11 protein-coding genes are annotated in these 15,907 nt (G+C 32.2%); 3 read left to right on the top strand and 8 right to left on the bottom strand.

The features are described from left to right. Positions 1–36: 36 nt before the first annotated feature. From ureC to hemH, 4 genes are all read right to left on the bottom strand, one after another. A complete protein-coding gene (gene ureC, locus OQH62_RS03285; protein ID WP_266013781.1) occupies positions 37–1,740 on the bottom strand; it encodes an urease subunit alpha in 1,704 nt (567 codons plus the stop codon). Between the two features lie 29 nt (positions 1,741–1,769). Next, positions 1,770–2,399, bottom strand: a complete 630-nt coding sequence (ureA, locus tag OQH62_RS03280) for an urease subunit gamma (RefSeq protein ID WP_323053600.1) — start codon at positions 2,397–2,399, stop codon at positions 1,770–1,772. A gap of 76 nt (positions 2,400–2,475) precedes the next feature. Beyond that, a complete protein-coding gene (locus tag OQH62_RS03275; protein WP_266013778.1) occupies positions 2,476–3,705 on the bottom strand; it encodes an ammonium transporter in 1,230 nt (409 codons plus the stop codon). 278 nt (positions 3,706–3,983) lie between these two features. Beyond that, positions 3,984–4,907: a ferrochelatase gene (gene hemH / locus OQH62_RS03270; RefSeq protein WP_266013775.1), complete on the bottom strand. Its 924-nt coding sequence runs from the start codon at positions 4,905–4,907 to the stop codon at positions 3,984–3,986. Positions 4,908–5,086: 179 nt separating this feature from the next. On the opposite strand from hemH, the gene alaS reads away from it, so the two are divergent. From alaS to OQH62_RS03255, 3 genes are read left to right on the top strand one after another with little or no spacing between them, the layout of a single operon-like run. Beyond that, the gene (gene alaS, locus OQH62_RS03265) at positions 5,087–7,621 is read left to right on the top strand and encodes an alanine--tRNA ligase (protein WP_266013773.1); all 2,535 of its coding nucleotides are present in this window, start codon (positions 5,087–5,089) and stop codon (positions 7,619–7,621) included. Further along, positions 7,621–8,169 (top strand): septum formation inhibitor Maf, encoded by a 549-nt coding sequence (gene maf, locus OQH62_RS03260; RefSeq protein WP_266013769.1) that lies wholly within the window; start codon positions 7,621–7,623, stop codon positions 8,167–8,169. The genes alaS and maf overlap by 1 nt, the downstream gene beginning before the upstream one ends. Continuing rightward, positions 8,166–10,082, top strand: coding sequence for a penicillin-binding protein 1A (locus OQH62_RS03255; protein WP_266013766.1), 1,917 nt, complete (start codon positions 8,166–8,168; stop codon positions 10,080–10,082). Before maf ends, OQH62_RS03255 begins: the two co-directional genes overlap by 4 nt. Positions 10,083–10,300: 218 nt before the next feature. Here OQH62_RS03255 and OQH62_RS03250 read toward each other — a convergent pair whose 3' ends face one another. From OQH62_RS03250 to OQH62_RS03235, 4 genes are read right to left on the bottom strand one after another with little or no spacing between them, the layout of a single operon-like run. After that, a complete protein-coding gene (locus OQH62_RS03250) occupies positions 10,301–10,618 on the bottom strand; it encodes a hypothetical protein (RefSeq protein ID WP_266013763.1) in 318 nt (105 codons plus the stop codon). Beyond that, a complete protein-coding gene (locus OQH62_RS03245) occupies positions 10,611–12,200 on the bottom strand; it encodes a hypothetical protein (RefSeq protein WP_266013760.1) in 1,590 nt (529 codons plus the stop codon). Before OQH62_RS03245 ends, OQH62_RS03250 begins: the two co-directional genes overlap by 8 nt. A 10-nt stretch (positions 12,201–12,210) precedes the next feature. Beyond that, a complete protein-coding gene (locus tag OQH62_RS03240) occupies positions 12,211–13,560 on the bottom strand; it encodes a restriction endonuclease subunit S (protein WP_266013757.1) in 1,350 nt (449 codons plus the stop codon). Then, the gene (locus OQH62_RS03235) at positions 13,553–15,859 is read right to left on the bottom strand and encodes an N-6 DNA methylase (RefSeq protein WP_266013754.1); all 2,307 of its coding nucleotides are present in this window, start codon (positions 15,857–15,859) and stop codon (positions 13,553–13,555) included. Before OQH62_RS03235 ends, OQH62_RS03240 begins: the two co-directional genes overlap by 8 nt. Positions 15,860–15,907 lie beyond the last annotated feature (48 nt).

Below are 15,907 nucleotides of genomic sequence, written 5' to 3'. Positions count from 1 at the left end.
TTTTTTCCTTTTTATTTTTAGATACTCAATCTTTAACTAAAATAAAGTATAAAGCTGTCCTAAAGCAACTTTATCGACAGGTTGAGAAGTGATTAGCTTTCCATCAATCTTTACTTCATAACTTTCTGGATTTACATCTATATTTGCAACCACATCGTTAAATTTCATCTCTTTCTTTGTAAGGTTGGTGCAGTTTTTAACAGGCAAAACCCTTTTTTGAAGCCCTAATTTTTGTTTAATGCCCAAGTCAAAAGCTTTCTGTGAAACAAAAATGTTAGCACACTCTTGTACTGCCTGACCATAACTCCCAAACATCGGTGCATACATCACAGGTTGAGGTGTTGGGATAGAAGCATTTGAATCGCCCATTTGCGAAGCAACAATAAAACCATTCTTAAGTATCATTTCAGGTTTTATCCCAAACAAAGCTCTTTTCCAAAGCACCAAATCAGCAAATTTTCCAACTTCAACCGAACCTACATATTCAGAAATTCCACATGCAATAGCCGGATTGATAGTATATTTTGCTATATATCTTTTAATTCTAAAATTATCATTTTCTCCATTTTCCTCTTGCAAAAGCCCAAATTCATTTTTACATTTATCAGCCATTTGCCAAGTTCTTGTAATGAGTTCTGCAACTCTTCCCATAGCTTGAGAATCAGAACTTACAATAGATAAAACACCCATATCATGCAAAGTATCTTCTGCTGCTATAGTTTCAGGTCGAATCCTACTATCTGCAAAAGCTAAATCCTCTTTTATATTTTTATCTAAATGATGGCATACCATAAGCATATCCAAATGCTCATCAAGAGTGTTTTTTGTAAATGGCAAAGTAGGATTTGTAGAAGCTGGTAAAACATTTAGTTGCCCAGCTGCTTTTATGATATCGGGCGCATGCCCACCACCAGCACCTTCTGTGTGAAAAGTGTGAATTGTCCTACCATTAATCGCGGCTAAAGTTTCTTCAAGAAATCCGCTTTCATTCAAAGTATCAGTATGAATAGCCACTTGTACATCATATTTTTGTGCTACATTTAAAGCCTTATCGATAACAGCAGGTGTTGCTCCCCAATCCTCGTGTATCTTTAAACCTAAAGCTCCAGCTTTGATTTGTTCTTCCAAAGCCTTTTCATTAGAACTATTACCTTTACCAAAAAATCCCAAATTCACAGCAAAAGCCTCAGCACAACGGAGCATTAAACTGATATTTGTTTGTCCGGGAGTGCAAGTAGTAGCTTTCGTTCCTGCAGTAGGTCCTGTACCTCCACCTATTATCGTCGTAATGCCACTATACAAAGCAGTTGGAATTTGAGTCGGTGAGATAAAATGAATATGCGTATCAATGCCTCCAGCTGTTACAATCAAACCTTCAGCTGCTATCACCTCAGTACTACAACCGATAATCATATTTACTCCATCTTGTGTATCTGGATTACCAGCTTTACCAAGTGCAATAATTTTTGAATCTTTAATCCCAATATCAGCTTTAAAAATACCTGTATAATCAATAACCACTGCATTTGTAATCACAAGATCAAGTTCATTTTTATATACACTTGCACTCTGTGCCATACCATCACGTATGTTTTTACCTCCACCAAATTTTACCTCTTCACCATAAAGTGTAAAATCCTTTTCAATTTCGCAAAACAAATTTGTATCCGCAAGTCTTATTTTATCTGCAACACTTGGTCCATACATAGCAACATAATCTTTTCGTGAAATTTTTTTCATCTTTTGCCTTTATTTTATTTGCTCAATTTTTATCTGTTGGCTTTTTTTGAATTTATAAAAGTATTCAATCCACAGAATTTTCTTTTTCCGCCAAAATCAATTAATTCTACAATTTTACTTTCACCCGGTTCAAACCTCACAGCAGTACCTGAAGCAATATCAAGTCTTTTACCAATAGCTTTTTCACGCTCAAAGTGCAAAAAGCTATTGACTTCAAAAAAATGAAAATGAGAACCCACTTGTATGGGTCTATCACCTTTGTTTAAAACCTTAATACTTAAAGATTCTTTGTTATGGTTAAGCACTATATCTTCATTTGAAAGTATATATTCACCGGGAGTAAATGTACAAGTATCCTCAATAGGATTATGAATAGTAACAAGCTTGGTACCATCTAAAAAACTTGCTTCAACCTGCACTTCATCAATCATACTTGCCACTCCATCCATCACTTCATTGGCTTTTAAAAGCTCTCTTCCATAACTCATAAGCTCTGCAACTGTTTTCTTACCTTCTCTTGCACTTTCCATAATCTCCATACTGATTAAAGCTATGGCTTCAACATAATTAAGCTTTATCTTTTTTTTCTTTCTCTCTTTTGCCACAACACCAGCATAATGTAAAAGCAATTTTTCTATTTCTCTCGGACTTAATCTCACAATAATCTCCATTAATTTAAATAAAATATAACTTAATATAATTTTTTAATATAGTATTTAAAATTTGAATATTATATTAGTTATAAGCCTTCTCTCCGTGTAAATGAATATCAAGACCTTTGTGTTCAATTTCCTCCTCTACTCTCAAGCTTGTAAAAAGTCCTATAATTTTAAAAAAAAGAAAACTCATCGCAGCAGACAAGACTATACAAACACAAATAGCAAAGAGTTGTTCAAAAAACAAAGCAGTGTTTCCGCTTATTAAAAAACCCTCTCCTAAAGCTGTATCAGAAACGACAGCTGGATTAATTTTTGCATTAGCAAAAAGTCCGGTAGCTATGCCTCCCCAAATACCTCCTATGCCGTGCAAAGAAAAAGCATCTAAGGAATCATCTAGTTTTAGCTTGTATTTAATAAAACTCAAACCAAAATAACAAAACACTGAAGCAAAGAAACCTATAAATAAACTTGCAAACACATCAACAAAACCACAAGCTGGTGTAATACCGACAAGTCCGGCAACTAAACCACTTAAACCTCCTAAAATAGTTGGTTTTTTATGTAAAAGCCATTCAAGAAGAACCCAAGTTAAAAAACCCATAGCAGCGCTTATTATACTCACCACAAACGCATTAACAGCAATCATATCAACACCACCGGCACTTCCTGCATTAAAACCAAGCCAACCTATAAAAAGCAAAATTGCCCCTAAAAAAGCATAAGGAATAGAATGAGCGTTTGAATTTTCTTGCCCTCCTTTTCTTGCTCCAACAAGCAAAGCACCAACTAAACCTGCAACTCCAGAGCTAATATGCACAACACCTCCACCTGCAAAATCAAGACTGCCGCGAACGAGTAAGAAACCATCTTCACTCCAAATCATATGTGCTAAAACATCATAAACAAAAGTGCTCCAAAAAAGCAAAAATACAACCAAAACACCAAGTTTAATCCTACCAACTAAAGAACCCGTGATAATAGCACAAGCAATCAAGGCAAACATCATTTGAAAAGCCATAAACAAAATATTTGGTACTCCAGAATCATTCAAACCATCAAGATTTTTTAAGAAAGCATTTTCAAGATTTCCTATAAAAGCAAAACCAGAGTCAGGACCAAAAGAAAGAGTATAACCAAGCACTATCCATTGCAAGGTAATTACCCCAAATACAATAAAACAGTTCATAATAGTGTTTAAAGTATTTTTACTCTTCACCATACCAGAATAAAACATAGCCAAAGACGGAGTCATTAATAAAACAAGCAAAGTGCATAATAAAATAAAGCTTGAATTGATAGCATCCATACTTTTTTCCTTCCTTTCAATAAAATTATAAGAAAATTATATTCAAAATAGTTTAAAAATATATAAATTTAAGAAATAATTTATATATTTTTTATTAGTAATTTAATTTTTTATTTCAAAACATTGAAAAAAAGGGCTAAATAGCTTTTATTTTAAATAATGACAACAGATTTTCAAATCAAAAATACAAAACTAAATGGAAAAGTTGGGAAAAGAAGTAATTGAATGAAGAATTTTTTACAAAACTATATCTAAGATATAAAAAATAAATAGAAGAGTTATAAAATTTTTTTGCTTACAAATTCTAAAATAAAATTCACAAATTCATCACTATCATTTGGACAAGTTATTACTTTATAATTTTTAGAAGCTATTTTTCTGTATTCAATTTCAAGTTCAAAAACAGTCTCTGAACAATCGATGCAAAAAGAAAGAGGATAAATGAGAGCTTCATTGTTAAGTTGGGCTAAAATATCACTTGTATTTGGTCCCAACCATTTCACAGGTCCAAGTTTTGACTGATAAGAAAGTATAATATCATCGAAAAAATTCTTTAAACGTGTTTTAAGAAATTTAAAATGTTCTTGTATATGTTTTTCATACAAATCACCTTTTTTAATAATAGATACAGGTAAAGAGTGTGCAGAAAAAATCAAAGTCTTTTTTTTAGGACTTTGAAAATCTTTATTAGCTTTTAGTATATGCTGTATGATCATTTCATTATACTGCGAGTTTTGATAAAAAACTTCTGTATTAGATAGAGCGAGTTTAAACTGCAACTTCTCAAGACATTTTTGAAAGAGTTCAAGTGCTGAAGTTACAGTGGTACAAGAATGGTGAGGATACAAAGGAAAAAGAATGCATTCATCATCTGTTTTAAAAGAATATTTTTGTAAAAAATCTTGTGCAAAAGGCGGTACATACGAATTTACAAAATCAAACACATACTCATTTGTTGCATCGTTTAGTTTCTTGCAAAGTCTTTCTGTAATCTCATTTAAAGGGGATTTTCCTCCTAAATGGGCATAATTTTTTTGCATAGTTTTTACTCTTGCCCGCGTAATTATCGAAGCTACAATTGTACGCAAAAATGTATTTTTAATCCCTAAAATATAAGGATCATTAAACATATTTTTCAAAAAAAGCTCACATTCGTCTTTATGACTCACTCCGCCCATATTTAAAAACACAACATATTTCATAAAAATTTCTCAAAAGTGGTATAAAAAGTATTAGCTTGAAAACTTGCATTCAAAATCATTGCTTTGTTCATATTGATTTGCATTTAAAAATATTGAACAAAGAACCGATTATAATTAAGTTTTACTGAATTTAAAGTAATTTTGGTATGATATTAGACTTTAATTTAAGGAAGTTGTTTATGGATATTCGAAATGAATTTTTGCATTTTTTCCAATCTAAAGGACACGAAATAACACAGTCAAGCCCTTTAGTTCCAGATGATGCAAGTTTATTATTTACAAATGCAGGAATGGTGCCTTTTAAAAATATTTTCACAGGGGAGGTCCCTTTGCCTAATCCCCCAAGAAAAACAAGCTGCCAAACTTGCATAAGAGCGGGTGGAAAACATAACGACTTAGATAATGTTGGCTATACAGCCAGACACCACACTTTTTTTGAAATGCTTGGGAATTTCAGCTTTGGAGACTATTTTAAAGAAGAAGCTATCGCATATGCTTGGGAATTTATCACTCAAATATTGATGTTTGACAAAAAAAAACTCTATGTTACTGTCCATAAAAATGATAAAGAAGCCTATAAACTTTGGCAAAAACATATAGCAAAAGAAAGAATTTATCAATTTGGCGATAAGGACAATTTTTGGCAAATGGGAGATACAGGACCTTGTGGGCCTTGTAGTGAAATTTTTTATGACCAAGGTGCTGAGCATTTTAAAAGTAGAGAAGATTGTATGGGAGGAGATGGGGATCGTTTTTTAGAAATTTGGAATTTAGTTTTTATGCAATATGAAAGAAGTACTGATGGCATACTTACTCCATTACCAAAACCAAGTATTGATACAGGAATGGGACTTGAAAGGATTGTGGCTCTTAAAGAAGGAAAATTAAGCAATTTTGACAGCTCATTATTTATGCCTTTAATCAATGAAATAGCCGATCTTTGTGCCAAACCATATGTCTATAAAGACGGAGCAAGCTACCGTGTAATAGCTGATCATATCCGCTCAAGCGTATTTTTGCTTGCACAAGGGGTACATTTTGATAAAGAAGGCAGAGGTTATGTTTTAAGACGTATTGTACGTAGAGCTTTGAGACACGGCTATTTATTAGGGTTGAAAGAACCTTTTTTATACAAACTTGTTTTTAAGCTTTGCGAACTGATGGGACAACATTATAGCTATCTTTTTAAAAAGAAAAAACTGATTGAAGAGCAAATACAACTTGAAGAAGAACGTTTCTTAATCACCATAGAAAGAGGTATCGAACTTTTTAACGAAGAATTAAAAAATACAAAAAATATTTTTAGCGCACAAGTAGCTTTTAAACTTTACGATACTTATGGTTTTCCTCTTGATTTAACTACTGATATGCTTAGAGATAAAGGTTTTAAAGTAGATGAAAAAGGTTTTGAGAATTTAATGAATGAACAAAAAACTCGTGCAAAGGCTTCTTGGAAAGGAAGTGGGGATAAAGCGATCAACGGCGATTTTAAAAAATTGCTTGAAGATTTTGGGCAAAATCATTTTAGCGGGTATGAAAATTCTTTTCAAAAGAGTAAAATTCTTGCTCTTTTAGATGAAAATTATAAGATAATTGATTACCTTGACCAAGGAAAGCTCGGTTGGGTTTTTTTAGAAAGCACTCCTTTTTACGCCACAGGTGGTGGGCAAAGTGCTGATACGGGTTATATAGGAGAAAATGAGGTTATCGATACACAAAAATTCTTTGGATTAAATTTAAGTCTTGTAAAAGCTTCGCGTACATTACAAACAAAAACATATGTTGAAGTAAAAATTGACAAAGAAAAAAGAGAGCAAATCGCGCGTCATCATTCTGCAACACATCTTTTACATTATGCCTTACGACATATTCTTGGAAATCATATCACACAAGCAGGTTCCTTAGTTGAAAGCGATAAGTTACGTTTTGACTTTACTCACCCAAAAGCTTTAAGCAAAGATGAACTTGAAAACATTGAAAATATGGTCAATGAAATGATCATACAAAGCAATGACGCTTTGCTTGAAATTATGCCTTTAAAAGAAGCCAAAGAAAGCGGAGCCCTTGCTTTGTTTAATGAAAAATACGACTCCAAAGTGCGAGTTTTAACACTCGGTGCAAGCAAAGAACTTTGCGGAGGTACCCACGTAAAAAACACAGCCCAAATTGGAAGTTTTTATATAACCAAAGAAAGTGGAGTAAGCGCAGGAATCAGACGTATAGAAGCTGTAGTTTCACAAGCAGCTCTTGCATATTTAAAAAAACTAAAAAATGAACTTCTTTGTGCAAAAGATGAATTAAAAACTAATGAACTCTTAGTAGGAATTAAAAAACTAAAAAATGAACTTCTAACACTTAAAAATGAATGCAAAAATTCCCGTAAAGATCCTTTAGTGTCTCACAACAATAAAGGAGTGCAAATTTGTATCCAAAGACTTGACAATGATGAAATTAAGACAAGAATTGATGAATTTAAAAACAGCTTTGAAAAAGCTGTTATTGCACTTATCCAAGTTAAAGATGAAAAAATCACTCTCGCTGTTGGGGTAAAAAATGCTCCTTTTAAGGCTGCTTTATTAGTCAAAGAACTGACTCAAATTCTAGGTGGAAATGGCGGTGGTAAAGATGATTTTGCAACAGGTGGTGGCAAACACTTACACAAGATAGATGAAGCCTTACAGACACTTAGTACCCAAATTGAAAAAGGTTTATAATGCTTATTCTTGCTTCAAGCTCAAATTCTCGTGCAAATTTATTACAAAAAGCTCACATAGCTTTTACACAAGTATTTTTTGACTATGACGAAAATCTTGAAAAAACCCTCAAAGCAGATGAATCTGTACAAAAAATAGTGCTGAATAAAGAAAAACAATTTTGCCAACAAATAAAAGATACAGATGATAAAACTATTCTTTTTGCTGATAGTATAGTAAGTGTTGGTGGTGCTATTCTTACAAAAGCAAAAACAAAAGAAGAAGCTTTATATATGCTAAATTTACAAAGTAATAATTCAGTAGATATTCTAAGTGCATTTTTATTAAAAGCACCGCAAAAAAGAATTTTTTCACTTTCAAAAACAACCTTATTTTTTAAGCAATTCGATGCAAATGAATGCAAAACTTATATTCAAAGCGATCTTTATAAAGGTAAAGCAGGAGCTCTTATGTGTGAGGGTTTTCATAAAAAATACATCATAAAGCAAATTGGCAATACAAGCACCTCTTTAGGACTTGACACTGATACTCTAAAGGCTTATTTATGAAATTTTTGAATTCTGTTGTGTCTTTTCTGTTAGTACTTTTTGTAATAGCAATGCTGTATATATTTTATATTTTCACTCTTGCAGACACACAAGAATATTCCTTTAAAGAATACAAACCACCACTCACAACTCAAATTTTCGATAGAAAAGGCAGACTTGTAGCAAACATCTTTGAACAAAATCGCTTTTATGCCACTTATGAAGAATTCCCTCCGCGTCTTATTGAAGCACTCATAGCCATTGAAGATACAAGTTTTTTTGAACATAATGGCATTAATATCGATGCTATTTTTAGAGCTATAATCAAAATTGTAAAAAGCGGTGGTAAAACTATGGAAGGAGCTTCTACACTTACACAACAATTTATAAAAAACACAGAACTTACTCCTGAACGTACTTTAAGCAGAAAAATTCGCGAAGCTTTACTTGCTTACAAATTAGAAAATATTTTAAGCAAAGAAGAAATTTTAGAGAGGTATTTAAATTTTATTTTTTTTGGACACGGGTATTATGGAGTTAAGACAGCAGCACAGGGATATTTTCACAAAAATCTTAACGAACTCACCCTCAAAGAAATAGCTATGCTTGTAGGTATGCCAAAAGCTCCAAGCAGTTATGATCCCACTAAACATCTTGATCTTTCTATATCAAGAGCAAATAATGTCATACAAAGGCTTTTTACTTTAGGCTGGATTTCAAAAACAGAATACGATACAGCTATCAAAGAAAATCCTCAAATTTATGATGACACTCTTACAAAAAACGTTGCCCCTTATGTAGTTGATGAAGTGCTTAAACAACTAAGCCCTAAAATAAACGATTTAAAGACAGGTGGCTATACTATCATTTTAAATATAGATCTTGATATACAAGAAATGGCACAAAACGCTTTAAAATTTGGCTATGATGAAATTATAAAGCGCGATAAAGAAGCTAACTTAAATACACTCAATGGGGCAATGGTAGTAGCAAATCATCAAAATGGCGATGTGCTTGCTTTAGTTGGTGGGATTGATTATGCAAAAAGTAACTACAATAGAGCTACACAAAGTGCAAGACAACCCGGCAGTGCCTTTAAACCTTTCGTGTATCAAATTGCTCTCAATCTAGGTTATTCGCCTATGAGTGAAGTGGCTGATATTTCAAGAATTTTTGAAAATGACAACTGGAAACCAAAAAATTTAGGAAACAACTTTCAAGGACTTATTACCTTAAAACAAGCTCTTGAGAGATCAAGAAATTTAGCAACAATTAATTTGACTTTAGACATAGGAATTGATGTGGTATATTCAAAACTTAAGACTATGGGTTTTCAAAATATGCCACTTGATTTGTCCATAGTACTTGGAAGTTTTGGAATCTCTCCACTCGAATTTGCCCAATTTTACACGATGTTTGGAAACTACGGAGCTATAAAAGAACTTCAAATTATCAAAGAAGTCCTAGATAAAAATGGAAATTTAGTACTAGAATTTACTTCACAAGAACACAGAATAAGTGAGAGGGAACAAAGTTTTTTAATGCTTGATATGATGAAAGGGGTTGTAGAAAAAGGCACAGGTCGCAATGCAAAAATTGAAGGAATAGAAATAGCGGGTAAAACAGGTACAACAAATAAAAGCGTCGATGCGTGGTTTTGTGGTATCACACCAGAAATAGAAGCTTTAATCTGGTATGGCAATGATAACAACAAACCTATGCGTTCAATCGAAGGAGGAGCAAGAACTGCTGCTCCTGTCTTCAAAGAATTTCTCACTCAATATTTGCAAAAATTCCCAGATACAACAAAAAAATTTGAAGTGCCTGATAAGGTTTATAAAACTCTTTTTAAAGGAAATGTAGAATATTACACACCAAAATCGCCTCTACCAAGACAAAATATGCAGCTAAATGAAAATGAAATGATTTTTTAATCTAATAGTTTTAAAAATCTTTTTATTAGATTTGTCGGTGGAAAAATACAATGAAACTTTTTTGAGTATTTAAAACAAAAGAGCTACAAAGTCTTTTGTAGAATTCAAGTAAACAACTCATAAGTGTCAAACTCCGCTTCATCAAGCATTCCGATGTTTTTAATGTGAATCTTCATAAGCACCCTTTCTTTGCAATGTGTAATTTTAACATATCATTCCTACTCCCAAAAGGCAGAGTTTTTCAAAAGTGCGATGAATTGGGGTTGTTTGCTTTGCAGGACTTTAAAAGATTCTAACAAATAGCAAAACTCCTCCTTGTCTAATCCATACAGCTTGGCAATGGCAATATCTTGCTTTGCTCTTAGTGTATCATAGGCTTTAGGAGTTTTTGGAATCTCTGCTTTGTCTATACCAAACTCTTCTCTTAACTCCTCAAAATTGCTTTCTTTATCATTATAAAGCTGCAAGATTAAAGCATTTTTAGCAACGGACACAATTTCAACCTTGCATAAATATCTCACAAAATCTTTATACATTCTTCAAATACTCTTTTATTTCTTTTTCTAATATTCCCTCTAATATATTCTTTTCCTCCCAAGACGGACAATTATTAACTTTCACATCAAACGCTTTTTGCTCTAAATCCTTTTTTATTTTCTCTAAATATTTTTTGCCCTTAATATTTTCAAAATCTTTAAGTATTTCTTTTTGCCATTTTTTACAATAGCTTAAAATAATATACTTTTCCAATCCTTTTGCATAACCATACTCTAATAATACATTTGTATTATTTGTGCTTATATCAACAATCACAATGTGCGAATCCCTTATACTTTTAAAAATTTCATCAGGAATATTAACATCAGATTTTTGCTCCATAATAGGTATAAGTTCAAAATTGAACAAATTATTTTCACCTTTGATTCTGTTTATGACATTATTAATAGCACTTTTATATACTTTCAAATAATCTTCATTAAATTCCATTGCGACAAAAATAGATCTTGTCTTTCTTATTTCTTCGTCATATTTTATAAAAGATTCATACAAATCACTTATCTTTTTGAAATGCGAAATATCATAGTGGAATTTTCCAACCCACCGCTTAAAATATCTTAATTTCTCTTTTGTTTCATCACAATCTTTAGCTTTTAATCTTAAGAAACATATAATCCCGAGCATTGATTCTTGTGTATTTTCTAAGTTTTTTTCTCCTTTATAAATACCTATGGCTTCTTTTAATATGTTACTTAAATCTTTCTCTTCTTTCTCACTAATCATTTCATTAACAACACTAATTAAAACCTCTTTTTCTTTATCATCAAAATCTTGCCACGATTCTTTTAATGAATCTAATAATGATAAAAATTTATCATTTTCTACAAATTCTTTTAATTCCCTATTATCAGCTTTTGTAATAATATCTAAAGTCTTAATGGCATTTATTGGCAGAGATTTAGAATTTAATAAGTAAAAATATAGATGTTCATAAGAAAAATTTTGAGTTTTGGCAACCAAAATTACACAAAATGAAAGCATTCTGTTGGTCTGAAAAATATTATTTGAAGTAGCTCTCTTTATTTCGTTTTTCTTAAGCCCATCGCTTGCAGCTTTACCCAATACCTCCAAGCGATGATTTCCATCTAGGCGATAAAGTTTTTCTTTTTCTTCATCAATACTAAGAGAGGCTACGCCTATTGCCTCTATCCTAGCTAAAATATTTACATCTTTTGTATCAAGTGCATCAATTAAAAATTTTATAGGCAATTCTTCTGGAGCAATAGTAGCATCATACTCATAGAGCAAAGTAACTTCAGGGAAATATATTTTATCTTGAGTATTTTTTATAAGGTATTCTTCAATCTCTCGTTTGTGATTGGATTCTATTTTTCTTTGATATTCCTCATTTGTTTGTGAGATACTTGCAAGCGTTTGAGAATCTGCAAAGCCTCGTAAAACTTGTATTCCATTATTTACACTCAAAGGCTTTATATTTTTATATTTATCCAAACTAAAATTTAAATTATTGTTATTTAATTTATTTTGGAAACTTGGACTTACAGCTTGTGTTTCTTTGCACTCTCCTAAATATTGCATAATCCCATAAAGCGTGGTCATATTCCCTCCTTTAAACGATAAGTAAGTTTTCTAATTCACTGCTCATAGAATCTCGCAAAGATTGTATCGTTTTTTGATTCGCCTTTATTCTATCTCTTTTAGATTCTACAAAATTTATAATTTCTTGCTGGATTTCAAGCGGTGGTAGAGGGATTTTGATTTGTTTTATAAGAGAGAGACTTAGTTCTTTTTGCTTAGTTGAACCTGTAGCATACTCTTCTATCTTATCTTGTATTAACTCGCTTGAAAAGTAGTGATAAAAGTATTGTGGCAAGATCCTTTGCGTATCAAATCGTATAACGGTGATATGCCCATCAGCTACTGCTATGTTATAGGGATTATCCTTATTTTTATATAGCACAACACGTCCAAGTGTGCCTATACCTGTGGAATTTAATAAAATATCATCATCTTGTAAAAAACGCTCTTTTGCGTAGCTGGCTAGAGAATCTGGATTTATAAATAGAGATTTTTGAATTTCTAAACCACTCCATTGGACACATTTTTGAGCAATGACAGGATATTTTTTTACATTAGAGTAAATGGGTGTTTTACCTCTTTGCATATATATTGTAATATTTTCAATACTTTCAAATAAAATTTGTCCTTTTGTGTGTTGGTTGGCTTGATTATAAGTTATATCCCAACGCTCTAAATCTTTAAAATTCACTACAAATACCTTTTGTGTTTGCGTTTGCTCTTTTTTCTCTAAACCAAGTACTATATATATATATGCCTCAATTTCATTTTTTAGTCTTTTTTCTTCTTCTTGTAAGGCTTTGATTTGATTTTTAATATTCTCTATTTTATTAACAATTTCTTGTTGGATTTCAAGGGGTGGCAGGGGAATGTTTGCATTCAAAAACTTATTCTCATCTAAATAATGTCGCCCTGTCGTGCCACCACTGCAAGATTCGCAAAATTCTATAAAAGAACCCATTGTTGTAAGCAAGGTTAGAAAGTGAGCATTAACTTGTGTTATATCAATATCATAAGTCCAAAAATTGCCGGTAATAACAGCATTATCTACATCATCACTCACTACACCAAAGGCACCATTTCTAGCGTCAATCTTTGAAATAAGAAACTGCCCCTTTTTAATCAGAAATTGATTTTTTGTTCCTATATTAGAACCTTGTAGAATATCCCTCAAAAATACCCCTTGTCCTTTTGTTTTTATAGTTACTCTTTTATATTCCTTATTATCTTGTATGTTAATTGAAGTTTTATTTCTAAATAAAAAATTACCAATTCTAACAAGAGGAAAATTGGAATTGCTAAATACATCACTAGTAAAATTATTACTTCTAAAGTCCCAAAGTTCTAAATCCCTAAACCAAACAATTTGAACCTTACTCATTTTTGCCCCCATAGTTTGCATTCCAAGCAATTTTATGCTCTTGTAAAAATTCTTTAAAATAGCTTGCAATGCCTTTTTGTTTTAAAACTTTTTCATCGTCTTTATTTTCATAGCTATCTATAAGCTCGTTTGGGATATTTTCGCCTGTCTCTCCTGTGCTTGTAATCCCTACATTTTCAGTCTCTGCCATAAAGATAGGATAATCAAAGTCATTTTTTGCTTCCTGCCAAGAATCTTTATGTATCTTTTTTTGTAGCTCTTCTAGGGTTTTTCTCGCTTTCTTTTTATCTTCGGCATTAAATTTAGCGATTTTTTCTTCTTTGCTTTTGTGATAATCAATGATTTCTTGCAATTTATCAAGCTCTTGACTAAATTCTATTTCAAACTTTTCTTTGTGAGTTTGGAGCAAAGTATCCCATTTTTGCTGTGTTTGTGTATCAAATTTTTGCAAAAACAAAATAGAACATTTTACGCTTGCTTTTGCACTATTGAAAGTCTCGCTAGGCAAGGAAATTACGGCTCTAATAAAAGCTCTTCCTTCTACAAATTTGCGCACATATTCAGCATTTGGCGTATTAAATACACCCTCTGGCAAGACTATACCCATTCTCCCTCCGGGCTTTAGCAAATCTAAGCAACGATTAATGAATAAATGCTCGGTTTTATCGCTTTGCAAATCAGGCTTAAGCTTAAAAAGTGAGGCTATGGGCTTGCCGATATTATCTAAAATCTGGCTTTGTGCATTTTCATAAACTTCAATTCCATAGAGTTTATAATATTCTTGAATATATTCTTCAAAACCATCTCTTATAATAAAGCGTCTTCCTTTTTCTAGTTTCTCTCCCTCTTCTGGAAGCCTTAGTTGTGCATCACTTGCTTGAATTACATCGGCTTTTTCTACTTGAGAGCCAAAGGGAGGATTGGTAAGAATCACATCAAAGCGGTTTTCAAAGATTCCATTAATATTTAAAAGTCCATTATGATGATGAATACCCCCGTGCCCATCTCCGTGCATAATCATATTCATTTTAGAAGTTCTTGCCATTCTATCGTTTGCATCTGTGCCAAAAATACAATAATTTGAAAGCTTAAAAAGCCTTGTATTTATGCTTTTTTTATCATTTTGAAGTTCTTTATTTAATTCCTCATATTTTTCATTAAGTTTTAAAGCTTGTTTAGCTGTGAGTTTATCACTTGTCTTATTACCTACTAATCTTTGTTTATACTCTTCATATTGTCTAATAATATCTTTTTGAATATCTTCCCTCACTTTACTAAAGATTCTAATCAAAAACCCACCACTACCACTTGCTGGGTCGCAAGAAATTTCATTTTCTAATGGGTCTATCATCTCTACCATAAATTCAACAATACTTCTAGGCGTAAAAAATTGTCCTATTTCGCCCCTAAAAGTTCTGCCTAGAAATTTCTCAAATGCTATTCCTTTTATGTCCGTTGAGGTTAAAGAGAGATTATAGATTTGCAATTCTTCAATGATTTTAATTGCGGTATGTTCTTTGAGATTTATCTTTTCATCTTTTAAGAAAATTTGGTCTTTTGCAAAATCTTTTTTAGTTCTTTCAAAAAGCCATTCTAAAAAATCTGGGTTATATTCTTTTGCGTTTTCAAAATGTTCTTTTGTGAATTTATTGTCTCTTTTTCCTTTTAAAAGCTCTCGTTCCGCATAAACTTTCATAAACAAAATCTTAGCGATTTCATCAAAAGCTGCTGCTGGGTCAAGCTTTTCAATGTTTCTTATGATATTGTGGCAACGATGAAGCAAATTTGCAAATTCATCTTCTTTAAAAACTACCAAAGAATTAAAGATTTTTTCAATCTCTTTTTCGCTATCCCCATTTTTTGGAATATTTGAAATTTGCTGCCTGTAACCGGGAATCTTATCTCTTTTGACACGCCAAAATTTTGTTTCATAGTTATTATGCGTTACAAAAAACGGAGCTTCGGTCAGTCTAGCATAAAGCTCACCTTGCAAATAATCATTTTCGCCTATTTTTATAGAATCTGCCTTACATTCAACAACTATAAGGGGATTGTCCTTGTTATTTTTTGCTTGATGGTTCTTCCATATCACAATATCAGCCCTAGCTCCGCCGCCACCTCTTTGCTTCGCTCCTATTTCAAGCTCTTCGTCCATTTGCTCTAGGCTATAATTGTATTCATTACATAAGATACACACAAAAGCTTGTCTTACTTTTTCCTCAGGTGTAGCTACAAGATATTCCTTGCGAATGTGAGAATATATTTTCCCCTCTTTGCTGTATTGCAATTCAAGTTCCATTTGCACCTTCCTTAAATAAAATAATCAAAAGCATATTTTTGTAGTCTC

This window comes from Campylobacter sp. MIT 21-1684 (assembly GCF_026241315.1).
Classification (GTDB): Bacteria; Campylobacterota; Campylobacteria; order Campylobacterales; family Campylobacteraceae; genus Campylobacter_D.
The sequence above is the reverse complement of the archived record's forward strand: the minus strand, read 5'-3'. Positions and strand labels throughout refer to the sequence as shown.